Source organism: Streptomyces sp. V1I1 (assembly GCF_030817355.1).
Lineage (GTDB): Bacteria > Actinomycetota > Actinomycetes > Streptomycetales > Streptomycetaceae > Streptomyces.
Genome location: NZ_JAUSZH010000001.1, coordinates 1,100,966 through 1,123,942, shown reverse-complemented (window position 1 = coordinate 1,123,942; position 22,977 = coordinate 1,100,966). Strand labels below are relative to the sequence as shown.

The window sequence follows — 22,977 nt, the reverse complement described above, 5'->3', positions numbered from 1 at the left end:
TCGTCAGGTTCGTGACGGAGCCCCCGAGAGGTTCGTGACGGAGCACCCGGGCTACGAGGCGAGGGCCGCCGCAGCCTGGGCGCAGCCCCAGGCGACCGTCACCCCGGCGCCGCCATGGCCGTAGTTGTGGACCAGCAGACCGCCGTCCGGCAGCGGCTCGGCCTCGATGCGTACGCCCTGGGGCCTCGCCGGGCGCAGCGCCGCCCGGTGTCCGAGGATCCGCGCCCCGGCGATCTCCGGACGGATCCGCGCACAGCGCGCCACGATCTCCTCGGCCGTCGCCGGATCGGGCGCGAGGCGCCAGTCGCCGTCCTCCGCGGTGCCGCCCAGAATCAGCCGCCCGGGCTGCGGAAAGAAGTACGTCGTTGTGGCCGACGCATGGTCGGCCGCGGTGAACCACTCCTCGATCCCGGGGTTCTCCACCAGTACCAACTGCCCGCGCACCGGCCGCATTTGATCGTCCGGGGCCAGCTCGCGCGCGCCGAGCCCGGTGCAGTTGACCACGACCCGCGCCCGGTCCGCCGCCTGGGCGAAGGAGCTGACCGTACGCAGCTCCACTGTGCCGCCCGCGGCTTCGAACCGCCGCCGCAGCCAGCCCAGATGAACGGGCATGTCGATCAGCGGGATCCTGGCCCACAGCCCGTCGGCGTACCCCTCGGGCAGCTCGTCGGCCTCCGCCTCGCGCAACCCCTCGACCTGCGCGGCCCACGGCCCGAGATCCGACAGGCGTACATCGGCGTGTATGCCCGCGGCCAGCCGGACACCGGTCTCCTCGGGGCGATCGGCGAGCTTCTCGTACACCCGCAGCGAGGCGAGCGACCAGTCGCCGACCAACTCCTGCGGCTCGATGCGATACGGCCACCACAGCGCACCCGCCACCGCCGATGTCGTCTCCTCCGCCGGCTCCCGCGTCCACACGCGTACGCAAAGGCCACTCTCCGCAAGCACGATCGCGGTCGTCAGCCCGATGACCCCGCCGCCCACCACCAACACATCGCCGCTCATGCCGGGACGGTAGCGGAATGCCCGTTGCCGCGCTCAGCCGTGCTCAGAACACGGCACAGGTGGGGATACTCAGGATATGTCTGCCGTGTACGCGACCTTCGGGCTGGCGCCGGCGATGCGCGCCGGGGGAGTCCTCGCGGATGGTGGCTACCAAGTGCACCGGGACTTCATGGACTTCATCGTCGACGGGCGGCCGCTGCTGTTCCAGCTCTCCGACCTCGACGCCGTCTCGCCGCTGGCATCCGACGTGCCCCCGGCGATCTTCACCGCGCAGGTACGCACGCTGCTGCTGGACGCGGCGGCACCGCTGGAGGGCGGCCGCTGTGTGATCTACGGCTGCCCCGAGTGCGAGGACATCCAGTGCGGAGCGGTGACGGCCGTCATCGAGCGCGACGAGGACGACTTCGTGTGGCGGGACTTCGCCTGGCAGACGTCCGAGACGGCGGACCTGGAACTCAACGGCTACCACGGGATAGGGCCGTTCCGCTTCCGCGGTGATGCCTACCGCGTCGAGCTGGAACGCCTGCTGCCGGACGGCGACGGCGACGGCCACGACGACGCGGCGCCCGTCCGCCGCCGGGTCCTGCTGATCGGCGCGCGGGTCGCTGTACTGGCCAGGCTGGCCGCGGCCCTGCGGACCATCGGCATCGGCGCGGACATCACCGACGGCGCCACGGGGGTTCCGGCGGAGGAACTGCGCACGTATGGCGCGGTCGCGTTCGGCCGCGCGGTCACCGCGCGGGAGCGCGCGGGTGTGCGCGCGGCGTTCGAGGCGGCGGGCGTGGATGTGGCGTACGTGGACGGCCTCGCCCCGATAATCCCAGTACTGGTCGCCCAGATCGAACAGGCCCTGGACCGCGCCCCGTTGGAGTGTCGCAGGCTGACCCGACTGACGTCGACGGCCGGCACGGCGGACGTGGAGGTGACCTCGACGTGCCGGCTGCGACTGGTGGCGTACCGCCTGGACCGGCTGCACCGGACGCATACGCGGGAGGTGTTCGACGGGACGCTGGAGCCGGGCGAACACCGAGTCGCGGTGGACGGGCGGGCGGTGAAGGGCGAGGCGTTTCTCGTGGCGCGGACGACGGGGACGGTGCTGGTGACACGGGTGCCCCACTGACACGCGGCGCGGCGGGGGCGCGTCGCGGCGGGGGCGTCCCGCGCCCGCTGTACCGCGGCGAGCGCACGGGCCTCGCGTTCCCGCACGGGGGTGCGACCCTCTGCGGCGCGAAGCCGGTGCCCCCTGGGGGGCGCCCCGGCGTCTGGGGCTTGCCCCGCGTGCTGTTCCCGCACGGGGCGCAGCCCTCGCGCCGCGAAGCCGGCGGCCCGGGGGAGCCCGGTTCGGGAGGGGCATCATCCCGACGCCGTCCCCGCAGGGGAGCTGGCGCCCCGGGTCCGGGGGGCTTGCCCCGCGTGCTGTTCCCGCACAAGGGTGCGGCCTTCTGCGGCGCGAAGCCAGCGCCCTCGGGGGGCGGCCCGGGGTCCAGGGATTGCCGCGCCTGCTGTTCCCGCACCGGTGCGGCCCTCCGCGGCGCGAAGCCGGCGGCACCGGGGGGAATCATCCCGACGCCGTCCTCGCCGCGAACCAGGCGCCCCGGGGTCCGGGGATTGCCCCGCGTGCTGTTGCCGCACTGGTGCGGCCCTCCACGCCGCGAAGCCCGCGGCCCGGGGGCTCGGCCCACGCGTGCTGTTCCCGCACCGGTGCGGCCCTCCGCGCCGCGAAGCCGGCGGCCCCCGGGGGTCTGGGGGCTTGCCCCCAGTTCGGGAAGGGGCGGGGTGGGGAAAAGGCCCGCGCAGCGGCCCCCCGCACCGTCCCCCAGGCCCCCGCACCGTCCCCCGAAACACCCCCCCACCCCCGCGCGATTAGGATCAGCCCCCTCATGACTGCAACCCTCGTCGCCAAAGATCTCGCCGCCGGACACGGCGACCGCTCGCTCTTCTCCGGGCTCGACCTCGTCGTCGCCCCCGGCGATGTGATCGGACTCGTCGGTGTCAACGGCGCCGGCAAGTCGACCCTGCTGCGCCTCCTCGCCGGACTCGACCGGCCCGAGCAGGGCGAGCTCAAGCTCTCGCCGCCCGCCGCCACCGTCGGCCATCTCCCGCAGGAGCCCGGGCGCCGGGCGGGCGAGACCGTACGGGACTTCCTCGCCCGCCGGACCGGCGTCGCCGCCGCCCAGCGCGCCATGGACGACGCGACCCAGGCGCTCGTCGACGGCGCGCCCGGCGCCGACGACGCCTACGCCGACAGCCTGGAGCGCTGGCTCGCCCTCGGCGGCGCGGACCTCGACGAGCGCGCCGACGAGGTCGCCGACTCGCTCGGCCTGACCATCGGGCTCGACCTGCCGATGACCGCGCTCTCCGGCGGCCAGGCCGCCCGCGCCGGCCTCGCCTCCCTGCTTCTTTCGCGGTACGACGTCTTCCTGCTCGACGAGCCGACCAACGACCTCGACCTGGACGGCCTGGACCGGCTGGAGACCTTCGTCCAGGGCCTGCGCGCCGGCACGGTCGTCGTCAGTCACGACCGCGAGTTCCTGACTCGCACGGTCACCAAGGTCCTCGAACTCGATCTCGCGCAGCAGCAGATCACCCTGTACGGCGGCGGATACACCGCGTATCTCGAGGAGCGGGACACCGCACGCCGGCACGCCCGCGAGGACTTCGAGGAGTACGCCGACAAGAAGTCGGCGCTCGAAGGCCGCGCCCAGATGCAGCGCTCCTGGATGGACAAGGGCGTCAAGAACGCCCGCCGCAAGGCGACCGACAGCGACAAGCTCGGCCGCAAGTTCCGCAGCGAGGCGAGCGAAAAGCAGGCCGCGAAGGCCCGCCAGACGCAGCGCATGATCGAACGCCTCGACACCGTGGAGGAGCCCCGCAAGGAGTGGGAGCTCCGAATGGAGATCGCGTCCGCGCCGCGCTCCGGCTCGGTCGTCGCGACCCTCCGCGGCGCAGAGGTCCGCCGTGGCGACTTCACCTTCGGCCCGGCCTCACTCCAGATCGACTGGGCCGACCGGGTCGCCATCACCGGCGCCAACGGTGCGGGCAAGTCCACACTGCTCGCCGCCCTCCTCGGCAGCCTCCCCCTCGACGCGGGCCACGCCACGCTCGGCTCCGGCGTGGTGGTCGGCGAGGTCGACCAGGCCCGCGGGCTGTTCTACGGCACCGAGAAACTGCTTGACGCCTTCTGCGCGGCCGTCCCCGACACCGAACCGGCCGAAGTCCGCACCCTGCTGGCCAAGTTCGGCCTCAAGGCGGACCATGTGCTGCGCCCGGCGACCACGCTCTCCCCGGGCGAACGCACCCGCGCCGCGCTGGCCCTGCTCCAGGGGCGCGGCGTCAATCTCCTCGTACTCGACGAACCGACGAACCACCTCGACCTGCCGGCGATCGAGCAGCTGGAGTCCGCGCTGGACTCGTACACCGGCACGCTGCTGCTGGTCACGCACGACCGCCGGATGCTCGACGCGGTCCACACCACGCGCCGTATCGAGGTGTCCGCGGGCAAGGTAACCGAGGCCTGAGGCCCGAGCCGAGCACGGCCGCATACGTAGGCACTCATGCGTACGCACCCATGCGCGGGGCCCCGTCGCCGACCGGCAACGGGGCCCCATCTGTGCTTCCTCAGCGGCGCCGGTCGGGATCCGCGAGACCGGCCCGCCGCAGCGCGTCGGCCATCGCGCTGTTCGCCGGCGGCGGAGCCTGGCGGTCGCCGCCATGGCTCCCGCCGCGGTCCCCGCCACGGCTCCCGCCGCGGTCGCCACCGCGGTCCCCACCGCGATCGCCCCCGCGCCCGCCCTGCTGACGGCGCTGCTGCGGCGGACGCCCGCCGCGCTCACCCCGCTCCCGCTGCCTCGGGCCGCCGCCCTCCTGCTTGGGCGCGGCCTCGTCCTCCAGCCGCAGCGTCAGCGAGATCCGCTTGCGTGGAATGTCGACGTCGAGAACCTTCACCTTCACCACGTCGCCCGGCTTCACCACGTCCCGCGGGTCCTTGACGAAGGTCTTCGACATCGCCGACACATGGACCAGACCGTCCTGGTGGACGCCGACGTCCACGAAAGCGCCGAAAGCCGCGACATTGGTCACCACGCCCTCCAGCACCATCCCCGGCGCCAGGTCGCCGATCTTCTCCACGCCCTCCTTGAAGGTGGCCGTCTTGAACGCCGGCCGCGGGTCGCGTCCCGGCTTCTCCAGCTCCCGCAGAATGTCCGTCACCGTCGGCAGACCGAACGTCTCGTCCACATAGTCCGCCGGCTTCAGCGACCGCAGCACCGGCGCGTTCCCGATCAGTGAAGTGACCGCCTCGCCCGCCGTCTTCACCATGCGCCGCACCACCGGATACGCCTCCGGGTGCACGCTGGAGGCGTCCAGCGGGTCGTCCCCGCCCCGGATCCGCAGGAAGCCCGCGCACTGCTCGTACGCCTTCGGGCCGAGCCGCGCCACATCCTTGAGCGCCCTGCGGGAGCGGAACGGACCGTTCGAGTCGCGGTGCGCGACGATGTTCTCGGCGAGCCCGGTGCCGATGCCCGACACCCTTGAAAGCAGCGGCGTGGACGCGGTGTTGACGTCGACGCCGACGCCGTTCACACAGTCCTCCACGACCGCGTCCAGCGACCGCGACAGCTTCACCTCGGACAGGTCGTGCTGATACTGGCCGACACCGATCGACTTGGGATCGATCTTCACCAGCTCGGCCAGCGGGTCCTGGAGCCGACGCGCGATCGAGACGGCGCCGCGCAGCGACACATCCATGTCGGGCAGCTCCTGCGAGGCGAACGCGGACGCGGAGTACACCGACGCGCCCGCCTCCGAGACCATCACCTTGGTGAGGCTCAACTCCGGATGCTTCGCGCACAGTTCACCGGCGAGCTTGTCGGTCTCCCGCGATGCCGTGCCGTTGCCGATCGCGATCAGATCGACGGAGTGCTCCTTGGCGAGCCGCGCCAGTTTCGCCAGCGACTCGTCCCACTTGTTCGCCGGGACGTGCGGGTAGATGACGTCCGTGGCGACGACCTTGCCGGTCGAGTCGACGACGGCGACCTTCACGCCCGTACGGAAACCGGGGTCGAGCCCCAGCGTCGCCCGCGTGCCCGCCGGCGCGGCAAGCAGCAGATCCCGCAGGTTCGCCGCGAAGACCCGGACCGCCTCGTCCTCCGCCGCCGTACGGAGCCGCAGTCGCAGGTCGATCCCCAGATGCACCAGGATCCGCGTCCGCCACGCCCAACGCACGGTGTCGGCGAGCCACTTGTCGCCGGGACGTCCGCGGTCGGCGACGTCGAAGCGCCGGGCGATCATCCCCTCGTACGTCGAAGGGCCCGGCTGCTCGCCCGGCTCCTCCGGCTCCAGCACCAGGTCGAGGATGTCCTCCTTCTCGCCCCGGAACATGGCGAGTACCCGGTGCGAAGGCAGTTCCTTGAACGGCTCCGCGAAGTCGAAGTAGTCGGCGAACTTCGCGCCCGCCTCCTCCTTGCCGTCGCGCACCTTCGCCGCCAGCCGGCCGCGCGTCCACATCCGCTCGCGCAGCTCGCCGATCAGGTCGGCATCCTCGGAGAAACGCTCCGTCAAGATCGCCCGCGCGCCCTCCAGCGCCGCGGCGGCGTCTGCGACGCCCAAGGCTTCGTCCACGAAGGCCGCGGCGGCCGCGAGCGGCTCCACCGACGGGTCGCCGAGCAGCCCGTCGGCCAGCGGCTCAAGACCCGCCTCACGTGCGATCTGCGCCTTGGTACGCCGCTTCGGCTTGAACGGCAGGTAGATGTCCTCAAGGCGCGCCTTGGTGTCGGCGGCCCGGATCTGCGCCTCCAGCGCCTCGTCCAGCTTGCCCTGCTCGCGCACGGACTCCAGGATCGCGGTCCGCCGTTCCTCCAGCTCCCGCAGATACCGCAGCCGCTCCTCGAGCGTGCGCAGCTGCGCGTCGTCGAGCATCTCGGTCGCTTCTTTGCGGTAGCGCGCGATGAACGGCACGGTCGACCCGCCGTCGAGCAGCTCGACGGCCGCCGTCACCTGCCGCTCCCGTACGCCGAGCTCCTCGGCGATCCTGCCTTCGATGGACGTCGTCACGGTTCCCCGACTCGCCTTCTCATGCTGGCTGTGCTTGAGAGTGCATTGTGCCGGGTGGCCGGGGGCCGTGTCGCCTGCCGCTTCAGACGCGGCGAGTTCGGCCTCCGCCGCGCGAGGCTCCGCCGAAGAGTCGGGCGAGCATCCGGAAGGGCAGCGTCACCACGGTGGCGATCGCTGAGCCGATCATTCGGAGTGCGTCTGCGACTGCGCGGAACAAGGGCACCTCCAGGGTCGGTGACTGATGTCTCCCGGGTTGCCCTGGAGGGCCGTGGTAAACGTCAGCCCTTGCCGCTGAGGTCCGCGGGGAAGGCGCCGGAGGCCGCCGCGGTCGTCAGGAAGCCGCGCCCCAGCTCGGTCAGCCGCTCGACATCCTCGGCCCCCAGATGCTCGTACGGGGCGAGGTCGATGCGGTCCGTGTGCTCCTCCAGCTCCGCCCGCAGCCGTACGCCATCCTCGGTCAACTCGCCCTCGGCGTCCAGGATTCCACGCTCCCGCAGCCGCCCCTGGGCGGCCTCCCAGTCGGCGCGCCGCCAGCCGCGCGTGGCCAGAATCCAGCGCGGCGCCATGCCCTTGCCGGTGGCTGTGTGGCTCACCAGCGCCTCGACGGGGTCGAGCTCTGCGGAGAGCAGCGCCATGAGGTGGCCGTCGCCGCGGTGCTCGCGCAGCAGGGTCGCGGCATGCCAGTAGGCGAGATGCGGCTCCTCGGGGACCGTCAGGTCGGCATGCGCGGCGTACAGCGGCCGGGCGTGCCGCGTGCACGCCTCGGCGGCGCGCAGCGCGAGCCGCGCCGCTTCCGCCAGCTCCTCCGATGCGATGACCTCGTCGCCCAGCAGCCGCCGCAGCGTGCTGTCGGCGGCGCGCAGCCGGGCCTCCAGGACGGCCTCGGGGGACGCGATGTCCCACACGGCGGGCAGATGCCGGGCGACCAGTTCGTGGTTGAAGTTGTAGAAGGCCGCGGTGACCGCACCCGGCCCGACGGCGCCCATCGCGGCGCCGCGCCCGGCGAAGTAGGCGGCCCTCGCGTCCTCGATGCCGAGCTGCGCGAGCTGGTCGGTGAAGTCCGGCGAGAAGTAGACCGTCGAGTGCAGCGGGTTGAGGGCGTTGTGGCAGCGGCGTCCCGCGCGCGGAGGCAGAGAGGTCATACCCGGCACGTTACCGACTGGTCGGTACGCCGTGAAGACCGGGGCCCGGATGGCAGGAAAGGTGGGGTACTCCGTCATTGCGGCCATCTCCGCCGCCGCCAAGGATGGAAGCCATGACCCAGCGATCCGTACTCGTCATCCTCTTCGACGACCTGCAGAGCCTCGACGTGACCGTCCCGGTCGAGGTCTTCGCGGGCGCCGACAGGGCCGCCGGCCGCGCGTACGAGATCCGCACCGCGTCGCTGGACGGCGCCCCGGTCCGCACCTCGAGCGGCCTCACCCTCGTCCCGGACAGCAGCCTCGCCGAGGCCGCCGTCCCCCACACGCTGATCGTGCCCGGCGGCCCCGGCACCCGTACCCGCCGACGCCCGGGAAGCCAGGCGCAGTTCAGCGCCCAGCTGGCCGCCCAGACCGCGCGCCGAGAGCCGCTTCGCGACGTGCAGCACCACATCACCGAGCACCCGGAAGAGGATCTCTCCATCGAGGCTCTCGCCGCCCGCGCCAGGCTCTCGCCACGCCACTTCGCCCGCGCCTTCCGGGAGGAGACGGGCATGACACCGGGCCGCTATGTCGACCGGGTCCGGCTGGAACACGCTGGAGGAGACCGCCGACGGGGTCGAGGAGGTCTCGCGCGCGGCCGGCTACGGCACGCTGCTCGCCCGGCTGCCCGGAGCCGAGACCGTGTTCGTGGCGAAGGAGACCGGTCCGGTCCGGGGCGACCAGGGCAGCCTCGCCCTGGTCGCCGACCGCACCCTGGCAGAGGTGCCGCGCCCCGACATCGTCCTGGTGCCCGGCGGCCCCGGCTCCCGCGAGGCCATGCACGACGAGACGATCCTCAACTGGCTGCGTACGGCGGATGCCACCAGCACCTGGACCACCTCGGTGTGCACCGGCTCGCTGGTGCTCGCCGGCGCCGGTCTGCTGAAGGGGCGCCGCGCCACCACGCACTGGCTGGCGCTCGACGATCTGGCGCCCCTCGGCGCCGAGCCGACCGGCGAACGGGTCGTCTTCGACGGCAAGTACGTCACGGCGGCGGGTGTGTCCTCCGGCATCGACATGGCCCTGCATCTGCTCGGCCGGATCGCGGGCGACGAGGTCGCCCAGACCGTGCAGCTGCTCACGGAGTACGACCCGCAGCCGCCGTACGACGCAGGCTCGCCGGAGAAGGCGCCGGCCGAGATCGTCGCGCACTGGCGCGGCCAGGCGGAGAAGATCACACACTCCAGGTGAAACGGGGTGCCCTGCGCTCCAGGAAGGCGGCGACCCCCTCCGCGGGGTCGCCGCTCGCGCGCGCCAGCTCAGCCCAGTGGGCGTCCCGGTCGGTACGGCCCGTGGCGAACTCCTTCGCCGCGGCCTGGGTGAGCTGCGAGCGCGAGGTGACGACCCTGGTGAACTCCGCGGTGCGCTTGCCCAGTTCGCCCCTCGGCAGCACCTCGTCCACCAGACCGGTGCGCAGCGCCCGTTCCGTGTCGATCAACTCGCCCGAGAAGAGCAGATACTTCGCGGCGGCGGGACCCACCAGCGAGACCAGCCGCCGGGTCGTCGAGGCCGGATAGACGATCCCGAGCTTCGCCGGAGTCACCCCGAACAGCGCGTCCTGTTCCGCGAACCGCAGATCGCAGGCCGCGGCGAGCTGGCAGCCGCCGCCCACGCAGTAGCCGCGGACGGCGGCGAGCGTCGGCTTCGGGAACGCGGCGAGCGCCTCCTCGGCGCGTACGGCAAGGGTCTGAGGGGTCTCGCCGGGCTCCCGCAGCGAGGAGATGTCGGCGCCGGCGCAAAAAGTCGCGCCCTGGCCGGTCAGCACCAGCGCGCGTACCGCCGTATCCGCCGCCAGCCGCGCGAGCAGTTCGGGAAGCGCCCGCCACATCCCCGCGGTCATGGCATTGCGCTTGTCGGGATTGCTGATGACGACGGTGGCGACCCCGTCCGCAACGGTGTGGGTCAACTGCGGCTGCGACCGCTCCCTCTGCTCCATGCGCCGGATGCTATCCGCCGATCCGGCGGCCGCCGGATCGGCAGTATGGTCACAGAGCCGGAGAACCGGGCAGAAGAAGATCAGGAACAGTCGAACCACTGATGCTGTCATACGCACACGGCCAGAAAGCGTCGATAGGTGCTTACTTCTGTTCAGCGGGCCGGTCCGGACCAACCGACTCCCAACACTAATTACTCGAGGGTCGGGGGCAGTCGAGCCGAGGGTGGGTGCCGGACTATGGAGAGCCGCGGGAGCGTCCCGGCCCGGCCACTGTCGTACGAGGGCGTCTGGCGTTTCACCGCCCCTGCCCTCGACGTGTCCGTCCCGCAGGCCCGGCACGCCGTACGGGATCTGCTGAACCGCCAAGGCGTGCCCGCCGAGGACGATCTCGTCCAGGGGCTGCTGCTGATCGTCTCCGAGCTGGTCACCAATGCCGTACGGCACGCGGCCCTGCTCTCGCCCGAGATCGCCGTCGAGGTCGCCATCGGCGCGGAGTGGATCCGGGTGTCCGTGGAGGACAACCACCCCTACCGGCCCAAGGCGCTGGTGACCGATTACGGGCAGACCGGCGGCCGTGGTCTGCTGCTCGTGCGCGAGATCACCCTGGAAGCCGGCGGATCCTGCGACGTCGAGCACACCGCGAGCGGCGGCAAGATCATCTGGGCCGCACTGCCGCTGAGACCGACCGGCGGCACCACGCCGCTCTAGCCGCTCCAGCCGCTGTTGGGCGCCGTGCCCGTCCGTCTCACCAGCCGCCGGAGGGGCCCGTGAGCTCCTTGATCGCTGGGCGGGCCGCGTCCAGCACCGTCATGAACCACGCCGAGAACGGCGCCTCGGCATGCCGGTCCGTCAGTTCCTTCGGCGTCACGAAGGCCGTCTCACCGACCTCGTCCGGGTCCGGCCGCAGTGGAGCCTGCACCAGACCCACGAAGAGGTGGTTGTACTCCTGCTCCACCAGCCCCGAGTCCGGGTCCGGGTGGTTGTAGCGGACCGTGCCCGCCTCGGCGAGCAGTGAGGGCGAGACCCCGAGCTCCTCGTGCGTACGCCGGGCGGCGGCCGCGAAGGGGGCCTCACCCGGGAACGGATGTCCGCAGCAGGTGTTCGACCAGACGCCGGGGGAGTGGTACTTGCCCAGTGCACGGCGCTGCAGCAGCAGCCGCCCGTGCTCGTCGAAGAGGAAGACGGAGAACGCCCGGTGCAGCTGCCCGGGCGCCTGATGGGCGGAGAGTTTCTCCGCGGTGCCGATGGTATTGCCGTGCTCGTCGACCAGCTCGAGCAGGATCGCTTGGGGAGCGCCGTTCGACGAGCTGTTCGCCGCGGTGGCTGGTGAGATCGGCATAACCATCCTTCGCATCGGTCCTCGGCCCATCGGGGGCCTGCCCAGTGTGCCGTACAAAAGCGGCTTGTCCGCACTTCGGCAGCCTGGGCATGTCCCCCGCCGCGTCGGCTCGCGGCGGGGGGACATCACTCACCAGAACTCATCAGACACCGAAGGCCGCCGGATAGCGGATCGTGCCCTGCGGCACGCCTCGGGAACCGTCCAGCACAAGGGCCAGCATGGCCGCGTCGGGCACCTGGAAGGTTGGCCTGATTCCGTACCGTGACGCCGGCTCGAAGCCGAACCTCGGGTAGTACCCGGGATGCCCGAGGACCAGGACGAGCCGCTCCTGGCGGATTCTTGCCACATCGAGCACCGCCCGGACGACCGCCTGCCCCGCGCCGCCCCGCTGGTGTTCGGGAGCCACCGCGACCGGAGCCAGCGCCACCGCGGGGACGTCCCCGACATGGCAGCGGGTGAGCAGTGCGTACGCCGCGACCGAGCCGTCCGCCGCCTCGGCGACGTACGACATCCCGGGCAGCCACGCATCGCCGTCCCGGCGCAGCTCGTCGACAAGGCCCGCCTCCTCGGCGGTCGGGAAGGCCGCGGCATTGACGGCACGCACGGCCGGAATGTCGGCCGTCGTCTCCGGCCTGGTGCGCCAGCGCCGGTCGGCGGGCCGCAGGACATAGCCCGTGTAGCCGTACTCCGTGCCGTGGTCACGGCGCATCGCGATCTCCGCCCAGGTGGCGGCAAGCGCCTGCGCCATGCCCGGAGCCGAGGCGTCCGCCGCGTCGGCCCGCTCGCCGAGCGGGCCGTAGTACTCCTCCCAGTCGCTCTCGGGCTGCCGGTGCACCCCGAGGACGGTGTAGCCCGCCGCGACGGCCGCCGAGATGTTCGCGGCGCTCGTACGCAGCGCATAGTGCTGGTCCCAGAAGGCGCGGGCTTGGGCCGAGGGATCCCCGGCCGTCCACTCGCATTCGGTGATGACGAGCGAGCCGCCCGGGGCGAGCAGCCGCCGCCACTGCCGCAGAGCGGTGTCGAAGCCGATGTTGTACGCGGAGCTCTCCGCCCAGACGAGGTCGAACGAGCCGTCGGGGCAGGGGAGTTCGGCCATATCGGCCTTGACGGTGCGGATCGCGTCGCCGAGCCCGCGGGCCTCGGCGGTGTGGCGCAGTTCGTCGAGGAACGGCTCGTGCAGATCGACGGCCGTCACCTGTGCACCGGCCTCGTCGGCCAGCAGCAGCGCGCTGCGGCCGGGGCCGCAGCCCAGATCGAGCACGCGGGGACGCGCCGGCAGCGGCCCGGCGAGGGCGAGCAGCCGACGGGAGGTGGAGTCGGAGCCGGGACCCTGCCGCGGAAGGCCGTGGTGCAGGGCGAAGAAGGCGTCATGAAGAGCGTTGTCGGACAACGTGGGAACCCTTGAGTGTGTGCGGGCTCCGGCCGACGTACGAGAAGACGTACGAGCAAAGGGTCAGCCGGCAGCCCGGAAGCCGAGGATGGACCGGGCGCTGCGCTGGGCAGCGTTCGCCGCGACGGTCATCAACCTCAGCTCCTCTCAAGCGTGCTGGCAAGACTGGCCGGTAAGACTAACAGCCGCCCTCAGTGACAGAGCCTGGCCTCGTGCTCCGCATGGCCGACCGGCTCCAGCTGGAAGGTGCAGTGCTCCACGTCGAAGTGGCCCCCGATGCACCCCTGCAGATCGTGCAGCATCTTCTCGTGCCCGACCGCGTCCAGGATGTGCTGGCTCACCACCACATGCGCGGAGAGCACCGGCATCCCGGAAGTGATCGTCCAGGCGTGCAGATCGTGGACGTCCTCCACGCCGGGGAGCGCCACTATGTGGGCCCGTACCTCGCCCATGTCGACGCCCTTCGGAGCCGCCTCCAGCAGGACGTTGAGGGTCTCCCGCAGCAGCTTCCAGGTGCGCGGCACGATCATCAGGCCGATGACGAGTGATGCGATGGGGTCGGCCGGCAGCCAGCCGGTCGCGAGGATGATGGCGGCCGAGACCAGCACCATCAGCGAGCCGAGCGTGTCCGCGAGCACCTCCAGATACGCCCCGCGCACATTGAGGCTCTCCTTCTGACCCCGCACCAGGATCGAGAGCGAGACCATGTTGGCCAGCAGGCCGACCACGGCGAACGCGATCGTCAGCCAGCCCTTGGTCTCGGCCGGGGTGATGAAGCGCTCCACCGCCTCGAAGAGCAGATAGCCGCCGACGCCGAGCAGCAGCAGGCAGTTGGCGAGCGCGGCCAGGATCTCGGCCCGGGCGAAGCCGAAGGTGCGGTTCAGTCCGGCGGGCCGGTTGGCGAAGTGGATCGCCAGCAGCGCCATCGCGAGACCGACCGCGTCCGTCGCCATATGGGCGGCGTCGGCGATGAGGGCGAGGGAGTCGGAGAGGATGCCGCCGACGATCTCCAGGACCATCACGCTCAGCGTGATGGCGAGCGCGATGCGCAGCCGTCCCTTGTAGGCCGAGGCCGCGGTGCCGGTCGGCGGCGGCCCGCCGTGCGAATGCCCGTGGTCGTGCCCAGCCCCCATGCGAGACGCCTCCAGGTCGTCGGATGATCTGCCGAGACCTCAGTCAACTACGGGTGGGGGGTATCAGGCAACACGGCACTGAACACCGTTGTCGTAACGCCTGACCTGCGGAAACGACCTGCAGGTCAGGGCGCTGACAAGATCACTTGATGCGGGCTCCGGGGTGCCGCAGGCACCAGCCCTCCCAGGCCGACTCGACCATCTCGCGCACCCCGCGCGACGCCGTCCAGCCCAGCTCCTTGGCGATCAGATCTACCGAGGCGACGGCCTTGGCGGCATCGCCCGGACGGCGCTGCTCGATCACCGGCGCCTCGCCGTACCCCGTGACCTCGCCCACCAGATCGGCCAGTTCGCGCACCGAGACGCCGACGCCCCGGCCGATGTTGACCGTCAGATCCCCGGCCTCGTCCTGCTCGGCCAGCCGGCGGGCCACCGCGAGATGGGCGTCCGCCAGGTCCGCGACATGGATGTAGTCACGGATGCAGGTGCCGTCCGGCGTCGGGTAGTCGGCGCCGAAGATCCGCGGGGCCTCACCACGGGTGATCCGGTCGAAGAACATCGGGATGATGTTGAACACTCCGGTATCGGCCAGCTCCGGCCGGGCAGAGCCCGCCACATTGAAGTAGCGCAGACAGGCTGTGGCCATGGAGTGCGCGTGGCCTGTCGCCCGTACCAGCCACTCGCCCGCCAGCTTGGTCTCGCCATACGGACTGATCGGTTCGCACGGAGCGGACTCGGGGATCAGGTCCATCTCGGGCACGCCGTATACGGCGGCCGAGGAGGAGAACAGGAAGCGCCGCACACCTGCCGCGACGACCGCCTCGAGGAGCACCGTCAGACCGTGCACATTCTCCCGGTAGTAGCGCAGCGGCTGCTCGACGGACTCCCCGACCTGCTTCTTCGCCGCGAGATGTACGACACCGGTGACGGCGTGCTCGGCGAGGGTGCGGTCGAGCAGCTCCCGGTCCAGGACCGCGCCGCGGACCAGCGGAATCTCCTGGGGCAGTCGCTCGGGTATGCCCGACGAGACATCGTCGAGGACGACGACCCGCTCACCCGCCGCTGTCATGGCCCGCGCCACATGCGCGCCGATATACCCCGCTCCACCTGTGATCAGCCAAGTCATGCCGGTCAGCCTAGGCCCTGCGGACCCGCGGTTTGTGGGCCGAGGCACCGATCGACGATGATGATCTCGGCGGGCCCTCCTGGGCCCCGGCCATGTCGAGCGGGACGTAAACGGCCAGTGAACTCCCGCCTCCGTGCATCCGATAGCCTCTGCCGACGTGCCGCCGCCCGCATACGGGCCGAGCCGCCGCGCACCCGCACTGTCAGTTCCAAGGAGTGAGTTCGTCTGTCGACCGCCATCGTCACCGGTCCGCCGGTACCCGGATCGTCGCTCGAGGGCGATCTGCGGTCGCTGGGCTTCGACGTCCGGGTCGCCTCGGGCGCCCAGGACACCGCAGCGCTGGTCGCAGCGGTGCCGGGCACCGACCGCGTCGCCGTCGTCGACCCCCGCTTCGTGGGGCACGTTCACGCCCTGCGGCTGGCGCTGACGGACCCCCGCTTCCCGGCCGCCGCGGTCCCGGGCGCACTGACAGTGCAGCCTCAGGCACGGGCTGCTCTGACCCGGGCTCTGTCGGTCGCGGTGGGCACAGGGACCCCGTCCGGCGTGGCCGGACCCGCACCGTCCGATGCCGCCGAGGCGGCGATCGCCGCAGGGGCAGGCGACGCGGCCGACGACAGTGACTCCCTGTCGGCTGTCCGGGCCGCGGTGCGGCCCGCCGCAGGCAGCACGGGCGCGGGGACGCCGGTAGTGCCCGACGCGCTCGCCGACGCGCTCGACGCCGAGGGCACCGCCGTGCACCGGCCCGAGCTGGGGTCGCTCGTGGCGACTGTGCCCGCTGATCCCCAGACCCGTAACGAGGCCCGGCAGGCCGTCGCCGCGGTCGACGACGAGGCGGTACGGCTGCGCTCCGCCGTGAAGGCCCGCGACGGCTTCTTCACCACCTTCTGCATCAGTCCGTACTCCCGCTATCTCGCCCGCTGGTGTGCGCGGCGCGGACTGACCCCGAACCAGGTCACCACCGCCTCGCTGCTCACCGCCCTGATCGCGGCCGGCAGCGCGGCCACCGGCACCCGCGGCGGCTACATCGCGGCGGGCGTGCTGCTGCTCTTCTCCTTCGTCCTGGACTGCACCGACGGGCAGCTGGCCCGTTACTCGCTGCAGTACTCGACGATGGGCGCCTGGCTGGACGCGACGTTCGACCGCGCCAAGGAGTACGCGTACTACGCCGGTCTCGCCCTCGGTGCCGCCCGCGGCGGCGACGACGTATGGGCGCTGGCACTTGGCGCGATGGTGCTGCAGACCTGCCGCCATGTCGTGGACTTCTCCTTCTACGAGGCGAACCACGACGCGACGGCCGTTGGTAAATCCGTGACTGGCAGCCCCACCGCCGCGCTCTCCGAGAAGCTCGACAGCGTCGGCTGGACGGTCTGGCTGCGACGCATGATCGTGCTGCCGATCGGCGAGCGCTGGGCCATGATCGCCGTGCTGACGGCCGTGGCCACGCCCCGGATCGTCTTCTACGCCCTGCTCATCGGCTGCGCCTTCGCCGCCTGCTACACCACGGCGGGCCGCGTCCTGCGCTCGCTGACCCGCAAGGCGCGCAGGACCGACCGGGCCGCCCAGGCGCTCGCCGACCTGGCCGACTCGGGCCCGCTCGCCGAGAGCGCCGCGCGCGCCTTCACGACGGCCGCCCGGAAGCTTCCCGCGTTCGGGCCGCTCGCGATTGCGCTGGCCGGCGGCGCCGCTCTTGTGGCAAGTGCCACGTTCACCGACTACGGCTCACTCTGGCCGGTCGTCGCAGCTGTGGCGTATGTCATCACCTCGGGCACAGCCGTCGCCCGCCCCCTCAAGGGCTCCCTCGACTGGCTCGTCCCGCCGGTGTTCCGGGCCGCCGAATACTGCACCGTCCTGGCGCTCGCCGCCCGGGCAGAGGTGAACGGAGCGTTGCCCGCGGCCTTCGGACTGGTGGCGGCGGTCGCCTACCATCACTACGACACGGTGTACCGCATCCGCGGCGGAACGGGCGCGCCGCCGCACTGGCTGGTGCGGGCGACCGGCGGGCACGAGGGGCGGGTCCTGGCAGTCGCGCTGCTGGCCGCGGTGGTCGCCGACGCAGACTTCACCATCGCGCTGACGGCCCTCGCTGTGGTCGTCGCACTCGTGGTGCTTGTGGAGAGCATCCGCTTCTGGGTGTCCTCCGGAGCACCCGCCGTACATGACGAAGGAGAACCCGCATGATCGGCCTCGTACTGGCAGCCGGTGCCGGACGGCGTCTTCGCCCCTACACCGACACGCTCCCGAAGGCCCTCGTGCCCGTCGACGGCGACACCACCGTCCTCGACCTCACCCTGGGGAACTTCGCCCAGATCGGGCTCACCGAGGCCGCCGTCGTCGTCGGCTACCGCAAGGAGGCCGTCTACGAGCGCAAGGCAGCCCTGGAGGCGAAGTACGGCCTGAAGCTCACCCTCGTCGACAACGACAAGGCCGAGGAGTGGAACAACGCCTACTCCCTGTGGTGCGCCCGTGACGTCATAAAGCAGGGCGTCATCCTCGCCAACGGCGACACCGTGCACCCCGTCTCCGTCGAGCAGACCCTGCTTGCCGCCCGCGGCAACGGCCAGAAGATCATCCTCGCCCTCGACACGGTGAAGCATCTCGCCGACGAGGAGATGAAGGTCATCACCGACGGCGACAAGGGTGTGCAGCGCATCACCAAGCTGATGGACCCGGCCACCGCCACCGGTGAGTACATCGGCGTCACCCTCATCGAGCCCGAGGCCGCCGACGAGCTCGCCGACGCGCTGAAGACCACCTTCGAGCGCGACCCCGACCTCTACTACGAGGACGGCTACCAGGAGCTCGTGAACCGCGGCTTCACCGTGGACGTGGCCCCCATCGGCGACGTCAAGTGGGTCGAGATCGACAACCACGACGACCTCGCGAAGGGCCGTGAGATCGCGTGCCTGTACTGACCCGACTGATCCCGTCCCCGGTCGTCGTCGACATCGCCCGCGGCGCCCTGGACGATCTGGCCGGCCTCCTCGCCGACCAGCGGATCTCCTCCTCCGGCAAGCTCGCGATCGCGATCAGCGGCGGCTCGGGCCAGGCGCTGCGCGAGAAGCTCTCGCCGGTGCTTCCCGGCGCCACCTGGTTCGAAGTCGCCGGCGGCACCATCGACTCCGCCGTCAAGCTCGCCGACGACATCAAGGGCAAGCGGTACGACGCCGTGGTCGGCCTCGGCGGCGGCAAGATCATCGATGTCACGAAGTACGCGGCGGCCCGTGTCGGCCTGCCGATGGTGGCCGTCGCGACGAACCTCTCGCACGACGGCATCTGCTCCCCGGTCGCCACGCTGGACAACGACAACGGCCGCGGCTCCTACGGCGTCCCCACACCCATCGCCATGGTCATCGACCTCGACGTCATCCGTGAGGCACCGGTCCGCTTCGTACGCTCCGGCATCGGCGAGGCGATCTCCAACATCTCGGCGATCGCGGACTGGGAGCTGTCCCACCGCGTCAACGGCGAACCCGTCGACGGCCTCGCCGCCGCCATGGGCCGCACCGCCGGCGAGGCCGTACTGCGCCACCCGGGAGGAGTCGGCGACGACGAGTTCCTCACGGTCCTCGCCGAGGCGCTCGTGCTCTCCGGCATCGCGATGTCGATCAGCGGAGACACCCGCCCCTCGTCCGGCGCCTGCCACGAGATCAGCCACGCCTTCGACCTGCTCCACCCCAAACGCGCCGCCAGCCACGGCGAGCAGGTCGGCATCGGCGCCGCCTTCGCCATGCACCTGCGCGGTGCACGCGACCAGTCCGGACTCTTCGCCGAAGTGCTGCGCAGGCACGGCCTGCCGGTGCTGCCGGAGGAGATCGGCTTCAGCGTGGACGAATTCGTCAGAGCCGTCGAATACGCGCCGCAGACCCGTCCGGGCCGCTTCACCATCCTTGAGCACCTCGACCTCTCCACCGACCAGATCAGGGACGCGTACGCCGACTATGCCAAGACCATCAGTAGCTGAACTCCGTCCGGTCGTTCACCCGGAGGGAGTGAAGGACCGGCGAAGCGGCGAGCACTGGGCCGGGCGCCTGTACATGCGAGAGATCTCGCTGCACATCGACCCGTACCTGGTGAACACCAAGATCACGCCGAACCAGCTCACCTACCTCATGGTCGTGGTGGGTGTGCTCGGCGGCGCTGCCCTGCTGATCCCGGGACTGACCGGCGCGATACTCGCCGTGGTGCTCTTCCAGATCTATCTGCTGCTCGACTGCGTGGACGGCGAGGTCGCCCGCTGGCGCAAGCAGACCTCGATCACCGGCGTCTACCTCGACCGGATCGGCCACTACCTCTGTGAGGCGGCCCTGCTGGTCGGCTTCGGCGTGCGCGGCGCGGACGTGTTCGGCGACGGACGGGCCGAGTGGCTGTGGGCCTTCCTCGGCACGGTCGCCGCCCTCGGCGCGATCCTGATCAAGGCCGAGACCGACCTGGTCGACGTGGCCCGTCAGCGCAGCGGTCTGCCCGCCGTGAAGGACGAGGCTTCCGTGCCCCGTTCCTCCGGTCTGGCGCTGGCCCGGCGTGCCGCGGCCGCGCTGAAGTTCCACCGGCTCGTCGGCGGCATCGAGGCCAGCCTCTTCATCCTGGTTGTGGCCATCCTCGACATGATCCAGGGCGATCTGTTCTTCACCCGTCTCGGCATCGCGATCCTCGCCGGTATCGCGGTCGTCCAGACGCTGCTGCACCTCGTGTCGATCCTCGCGTCCAGCAGGCTCAAGTGACGGCGCCGCTGAAGCTCGGCGCGGTCATCATCACGATGGGCAACCGGCCGGACGACCTGCGCGCCCTCCTCGACTCGGTCGCCAAGCAGGACGGCGACCCGATCGAGGTGGTCGTCGTCGGCAACGGCGCCCCGGTGGTCGACGTCCCCGAGGGCGTACGCACCGTGAACCTGCCCGACAACCTGGGCATCCCCGGCGGCCGCAACGTCGGCATCGAGGCCTTCGGCCCGTCCGGCTCCGGGGTCGACGCGCTGCTCTTCCTCGACGACGACGGTCTGCTGCCGAACAGCGACACCGCTGAGCTGGTGCGCCAGGCCTTCGCGGCCGATCCCGGGCTGGGCATCATCAGCTTCCGGATCGCCGACCCGGAGACCGGGCTCACCCAGCGCCGCCACGTCCCGCGGCTGCGCGCCTCCGACCCGCTGCGCTCCTCGCGGGTGACGACCTTCCTCGGCGGCGCCAATGCCGTGCGTACGAAGGTGCTCGCCGAGGTCGGGGCACTGCCCGACGAGTTTTTCTACGCCCATGAGGAGACGGACCTCGCCTGGCGGGCGCTGGACGCCGGCTGGGCGATCGACTACCGCGCGGACATGGTGCTGTTCCACCCGACGATGCCGCCGTCCCGGCACGCGGTCTACCACCGGATGGTGGCCCGCAACCGGGTCTGGCTCGCCCGCCGCAATCTGCCCGCGCCCCTGGTCCCCGTCTACATCGGTGTCTGGGTGCTGCTCACACTGGCCCGGCGCCCCTCGCTGCCCGCCCTGAAGGCATGGTTCGGTGGCTTCAAGGAGGGCTGGCGGACGCCCTGCGGTCCGCGCCGTCCGATGAAATGGCGTACGGTATGGCGGCTCACCCGACTGGGCCGACCTCCCGTCATCTGACAAGCTCGGTTCTGAGAAAATCGGGCGTACCTCCGGGACCTGGCCGCCACCTGAGAGCCCTACTGCCGCGCATCTTGAACACGAAAGTTTCAACTTGTGAGTGACACGACCCAAGACGGCGCGATCGCGACCAGCGTTCGCCCGTCGCCCGACGACGGTCTGACCCCGGCGGAGCTGGCCGCCAAGTACGGCCTGTCGGTGAGCGGTGCCCGACCGGGGCTCGCCGAGTACATCCGGCAGCTGTGGGGCCGGCGCCACTTCATTCTGGCCTTCTCGCAGGCCAAGCTGACGGCCCAGTACAGCCAGGCGAAGCTCGGCCAGCTGTGGCAGGTGGCGACGCCGCTGCTCAACGCGCTCGTCTACTACTTGATCTTCGGGCTCATCCTGGGGACCCGGGAGGGGATCCCCAACGAGGTTTTCGTCCCGTTCCTGGTGACCGGCGTCTTCGTCTTCACCTTCACCCAGAGCTCGGTGATGGCGGGCGTCCGGGCGATCTCGGGCAACCTCGGTCTTGTCCGCGCGCTGCACTTCCCGCGCGCCGCCCTGCCCATCTCCTTCGCGCTCCAGCAGCTCCAGCAGCTGCTGTTCTCGATGCTGGTGCTGTTCCTGATCGCGATCGGCTTCGGCAGCTACCCGAAGCTCTCCTGGCTGCTGATCATTCCCGCGCTGGCAATGCAGTTCGTGTTCAACACCGGCATGGCGATGATCATGGCCCGTCTTGGCAGTAAGACGCCCGACCTCGCCCAGCTGATGCCGTTCATCATGCGCACCTGGATGTATGCGTCCGGCGTCATGTTCTCCATCCCGATGATGCTCAAGGACAAGCCGGCCTGGATCGCCGATGTCCTGCAGTGGAATCCGGCCGCCGTCTACATGGACCTCGTCCGGTTCGCGCTGATCGACGGTTACGGCTCCGAGAACCTGCCTCCGCACATCTGGGCCTTCGCGCTCGGCTGGGCGATCCTGTTCGGCATCGCCGGGTTCGTGTATTTCTGGAAGGCTGAGGAACGGTACGGCCGTGGCTGATCTCGAAAAGAACGACCAGAGAACCGGCGATGGCACCCGCGTTCCCACCGTGATCGCCGACGATGTGCACATCGTGTACCGCGTGCACGGCGGCAGCGGCGGCAAGGGCAGCGCCACCGCCGCGCTGAGCCGGATCGTGCGGCGGGACAAGGGCGAGTCGCGGGGAGTGCGCAAGGTGCACGCCGTACGCGGCGTCTCCTTCACCGCGTACCGCGGCGAGGCGATCGGCCTGATCGGCACCAACGGCTCCGGCAAGTCGACCCTGCTGCGCGCCATAGCGGGTCTGCTGCCGACGGAGAGCGGCAAGGTCTACACCGACGGCCAGCCTTCCCTCCTCGGCGTCAACGCCGCGCTGATGGGCGATCTGACCGGTGAGCGCAATGTCATCCTCGGCGGTCTGGCCATGGGCATGACGCGTGAGGAGGTCCGCGAGCGCTACCAGGGGATCGTGGACTTCTCCGGGATCAACGAGAAGGGCGACTTCATCACCCTTCCGATGCGCACGTACTCCTCCGGCATGGGGGCCAGACTCCGCTTCTCCATCGCCGCGGCCAAGGACCACGACGTCCTGATGATCGACGAGGCGCTGGCCACCGGTGACCGGAAGTTCCAGCGGCGCTCCGAGGAGCGTATCCGTGAGCTGCGCAAGGAAGCCGGCACGGTCTTCCTGGTCAGCCACAGCAACAGCTCGATCAGGGACACCTGCGACCGCGTCCTGTGGCTGGAGAAGGGCGAGCTGCTGATGGACGGCCCGACCGACGAGGTCATCAAGGCGTACGAGAAGGAGAGCGGCAGGTAGTCCGCCGCCGGTTCCAAAGGCCCCCGCCGAGGCATCCGGGCGGGGGCCTGCTGCGTCTCTGGGAGCAGCGGCACCCTCGCCGGGGCGCGGCGATCGGGCCGGATCGTCAAGTGGAGGTCAATTCCCAGGGCCCGGGGGAAGGTTGGCGACGATTGGAGTGTTCTTGTAATGCGCGCAACACCCCGGCGTATCACTGGGCGTTGTACAACGTAAGCTGTACCGGTGCTGAATCGCGGCAAGTGGGGCGATACACCCTAGGCATCCCGTCCGCCAGGCGGCGCCCCCTCAGTCGGGAGGACCGGCGGCGTGTCCGAAATAGGATGTATTGGGTCGGCAGTGTAGAACGGGAGATGTGACGGCAATGACGGAAAATCTCCAGGTCCGCGAGGCTT

Annotated in this window: 20 protein-coding genes and 1 pseudogene; 12 read left to right on the top strand and 9 right to left on the bottom strand. The window is 71.0% G+C overall.

From position 1 onward, the window contains the following. Positions 1–51 precede the first annotated feature (51 nt). The gene (locus tag QFZ67_RS05575; RefSeq protein WP_307659970.1) at positions 52–1,005 is read right to left on the bottom strand and encodes an FAD-binding oxidoreductase; all 954 of its coding nucleotides are present in this window, start codon (positions 1,003–1,005) and stop codon (positions 52–54) included. Between the two features lie 76 nt (positions 1,006–1,081). Here QFZ67_RS05575 and QFZ67_RS05570 point away from each other — a divergent pair, with 76 nt between their 5' ends. Both QFZ67_RS05570 and QFZ67_RS05565 read left to right on the top strand, forming a co-directional pair. After that, positions 1,082–2,125, top strand: coding sequence for an oxidoreductase (locus QFZ67_RS05570; RefSeq protein WP_307659969.1), 1,044 nt, complete (start codon positions 1,082–1,084; stop codon positions 2,123–2,125). Between the two features lie 760 nt (positions 2,126–2,885). After that, positions 2,886–4,523, top strand: a complete 1,638-nt coding sequence (locus QFZ67_RS05565) for an ABC-F family ATP-binding cassette domain-containing protein (RefSeq protein WP_307659968.1) — start codon at positions 2,886–2,888, stop codon at positions 4,521–4,523. A 100-nt stretch (positions 4,524–4,623) separates the two neighbouring features. On the opposite strand, the gene QFZ67_RS05560 is transcribed toward QFZ67_RS05565, so the two are convergent. The 3 genes from QFZ67_RS05560 to QFZ67_RS05550 form a co-directional block, all read right to left on the bottom strand. After that, entirely contained in the window at positions 4,624–7,056 is a 2,433-nt protein-coding gene (locus QFZ67_RS05560; RefSeq protein WP_307659967.1) for a Tex family protein, read from the bottom strand. A gap of 82 nt (positions 7,057–7,138) precedes the next feature. Next, positions 7,139–7,273: an LPFR motif small protein gene (locus tag QFZ67_RS05555; protein ID WP_307659966.1), complete on the bottom strand. Its 135-nt coding sequence runs from the start codon at positions 7,271–7,273 to the stop codon at positions 7,139–7,141. 61 nt (positions 7,274–7,334) lie between these two features. After that, a complete protein-coding gene (locus QFZ67_RS05550; protein ID WP_307659965.1) occupies positions 7,335–8,198 on the bottom strand; it encodes a hypothetical protein in 864 nt (287 codons plus the stop codon). Positions 8,199–8,302: 104 nt separating this feature from the next. Between QFZ67_RS05550 and QFZ67_RS05545 the strand changes: the two are divergent. Both QFZ67_RS05545 and QFZ67_RS05540 read left to right on the top strand, forming a co-directional pair. Further along, positions 8,303–8,743 (top strand): annotated as a pseudogene (locus tag QFZ67_RS05545) (DJ-1/PfpI family protein); the annotation flags it as partial. Between the two features lie 22 nt (positions 8,744–8,765). Beyond that, a complete protein-coding gene (locus QFZ67_RS05540) occupies positions 8,766–9,428 on the top strand; it encodes a DJ-1/PfpI family protein (protein ID WP_307659964.1) in 663 nt (220 codons plus the stop codon). Here QFZ67_RS05540 and QFZ67_RS05535 read toward each other — a convergent pair. Continuing rightward, positions 9,412–10,173, bottom strand: coding sequence for an enoyl-CoA hydratase/isomerase family protein (locus QFZ67_RS05535; protein WP_307659963.1), 762 nt, complete (start codon positions 10,171–10,173; stop codon positions 9,412–9,414). The genes QFZ67_RS05540 and QFZ67_RS05535 overlap by 17 nt on opposite strands. 237 nt (positions 10,174–10,410) lie before the next feature. Between QFZ67_RS05535 and QFZ67_RS05530 the strand changes: the two genes are divergently transcribed. Further along, on the top strand, positions 10,411–10,881 hold the full coding sequence (locus QFZ67_RS05530; RefSeq protein ID WP_307659962.1) for an ATP-binding protein: 471 nt from the start codon (positions 10,411–10,413) through the stop codon (positions 10,879–10,881). A 37-nt stretch (positions 10,882–10,918) separates the two neighbouring features. Here the strand turns inward: QFZ67_RS05530 and idi are convergent, their stop codons facing one another. The 4 genes from idi to galE form a co-directional block, all read right to left on the bottom strand. After that, complete coding sequence (idi, locus tag QFZ67_RS05525; protein WP_307659961.1) at positions 10,919–11,512, bottom strand: isopentenyl-diphosphate Delta-isomerase; 594 nt, start codon at positions 11,510–11,512, stop codon at positions 10,919–10,921. A gap of 142 nt (positions 11,513–11,654) precedes the next feature. Next, positions 11,655–12,902, bottom strand: coding sequence for a bifunctional class I SAM-dependent methyltransferase/N-acetyltransferase (locus QFZ67_RS05520; RefSeq protein WP_307659960.1), 1,248 nt, complete (start codon positions 12,900–12,902; stop codon positions 11,655–11,657). A gap of 191 nt (positions 12,903–13,093) precedes the next feature. Further along, complete coding sequence (locus QFZ67_RS05515) at positions 13,094–14,035, bottom strand: cation diffusion facilitator family transporter (protein ID WP_307659959.1); 942 nt, start codon at positions 14,033–14,035, stop codon at positions 13,094–13,096. A 142-nt stretch (positions 14,036–14,177) separates the two neighbouring features. After that, positions 14,178–15,161 carry a UDP-glucose 4-epimerase GalE gene (galE, locus tag QFZ67_RS05510; protein ID WP_307659958.1) on the bottom strand — a complete coding sequence of 328 codons (984 nt, stop codon included), beginning with the start codon at positions 15,159–15,161 and terminating at the stop codon, positions 14,178–14,180. A gap of 225 nt (positions 15,162–15,386) precedes the next feature. On the opposite strand from galE, the gene QFZ67_RS05505 reads away from it, so the two are divergent. The 7 genes from QFZ67_RS05505 (at position 15,387) to QFZ67_RS05475 (ending at position 22,585) form a co-directional block, all read left to right on the top strand. Next, complete coding sequence (locus QFZ67_RS05505; protein WP_307665733.1) at positions 15,387–17,339, top strand: DUF5941 domain-containing protein; 1,953 nt, start codon at positions 15,387–15,389, stop codon at positions 17,337–17,339. Beyond that, the gene (locus QFZ67_RS05500) at positions 17,336–18,073 is read left to right on the top strand and encodes a phosphocholine cytidylyltransferase family protein (protein ID WP_307659957.1); all 738 of its coding nucleotides are present in this window, start codon (positions 17,336–17,338) and stop codon (positions 18,071–18,073) included. Before QFZ67_RS05505 ends, QFZ67_RS05500 begins: the two co-directional genes overlap by 4 nt. After that, on the top strand, positions 18,061–19,122 hold the full coding sequence (locus QFZ67_RS05495; RefSeq protein ID WP_307659956.1) for an iron-containing alcohol dehydrogenase family protein: 1,062 nt from the start codon (positions 18,061–18,063) through the stop codon (positions 19,120–19,122). The genes QFZ67_RS05500 and QFZ67_RS05495 overlap by 13 nt, the downstream gene beginning before the upstream one ends. Beyond that, positions 19,100–19,879 (top strand): CDP-alcohol phosphatidyltransferase family protein, encoded by a 780-nt coding sequence (locus QFZ67_RS05490; protein ID WP_307659955.1) that lies wholly within the window; start codon positions 19,100–19,102, stop codon positions 19,877–19,879. Before QFZ67_RS05495 ends, QFZ67_RS05490 begins: the two co-directional genes overlap by 23 nt. Positions 19,880–19,914: 35 nt before the next feature. Beyond that, a complete protein-coding gene (locus QFZ67_RS05485) occupies positions 19,915–20,760 on the top strand; it encodes a glycosyltransferase family 2 protein (RefSeq protein WP_373430208.1) in 846 nt (281 codons plus the stop codon). A 96-nt stretch (positions 20,761–20,856) separates the two neighbouring features. Then, a complete protein-coding gene (locus QFZ67_RS05480) occupies positions 20,857–21,786 on the top strand; it encodes an ABC transporter permease (protein WP_307659953.1) in 930 nt (309 codons plus the stop codon). Then, positions 21,779–22,585: an ABC transporter ATP-binding protein gene (locus QFZ67_RS05475; protein ID WP_307659952.1), complete on the top strand. Its 807-nt coding sequence runs from the start codon at positions 21,779–21,781 to the stop codon at positions 22,583–22,585. The genes QFZ67_RS05480 and QFZ67_RS05475 overlap by 8 nt, the downstream gene beginning before the upstream one ends. Positions 22,586–22,977: the final 392 nt, after the last annotated feature.

Excerpts from the sequence above, each read along its gene's own strand:
- QFZ67_RS05530 (WP_307659962.1), top strand. The coding sequence starts at position 10,411 with ATGGAGAGCCGCGGGAGCGTCCCGGCCCGGCCACTGTCGTACGAGGGC.
- QFZ67_RS05535 (WP_307659963.1), bottom strand. The coding sequence starts at position 10,173 with ATGGAGCAGAGGGAGCGGTCGCAGCCGCAGTTGACCCACACCGTTGCG.
- QFZ67_RS05570 (WP_307659969.1), top strand. The coding sequence starts at position 1,082 with ATGTCTGCCGTGTACGCGACCTTCGGGCTGGCGCCGGCGATGCGCGCC.
- idi (WP_307659961.1), bottom strand. The coding sequence starts at position 11,512 with ATGCCGATCTCACCAGCCACCGCGGCGAACAGCTCGTCGAACGGCGCT.
- QFZ67_RS05485 (WP_373430208.1), top strand. The coding sequence starts at position 19,915 with ATGGGCAACCGGCCGGACGACCTGCGCGCCCTCCTCGACTCGGTCGCC.
- galE (WP_307659958.1), bottom strand. The coding sequence starts at position 15,161 with ATGACTTGGCTGATCACAGGTGGAGCGGGGTATATCGGCGCGCATGTG.
- QFZ67_RS05540 (WP_307659964.1), top strand. The coding sequence starts at position 8,766 with ATGTCGACCGGGTCCGGCTGGAACACGCTGGAGGAGACCGCCGACGGG.
- QFZ67_RS05490 (WP_307659955.1), top strand. The coding sequence starts at position 19,100 with ATGCCAAGACCATCAGTAGCTGAACTCCGTCCGGTCGTTCACCCGGAG.
- QFZ67_RS05565 (WP_307659968.1), top strand. The coding sequence starts at position 2,886 with ATGACTGCAACCCTCGTCGCCAAAGATCTCGCCGCCGGACACGGCGAC.
- QFZ67_RS05575 (WP_307659970.1), bottom strand. The coding sequence starts at position 1,005 with ATGAGCGGCGATGTGTTGGTGGTGGGCGGCGGGGTCATCGGGCTGACG.
- QFZ67_RS05550 (WP_307659965.1), bottom strand. The coding sequence starts at position 8,198 with ATGACCTCTCTGCCTCCGCGCGCGGGACGCCGCTGCCACAACGCCCTC.
- QFZ67_RS05500 (WP_307659957.1), top strand. The coding sequence starts at position 17,336 with ATGATCGGCCTCGTACTGGCAGCCGGTGCCGGACGGCGTCTTCGCCCC.
- QFZ67_RS05515 (WP_307659959.1), bottom strand. The coding sequence starts at position 14,035 with ATGGGGGCTGGGCACGACCACGGGCATTCGCACGGCGGGCCGCCGCCG.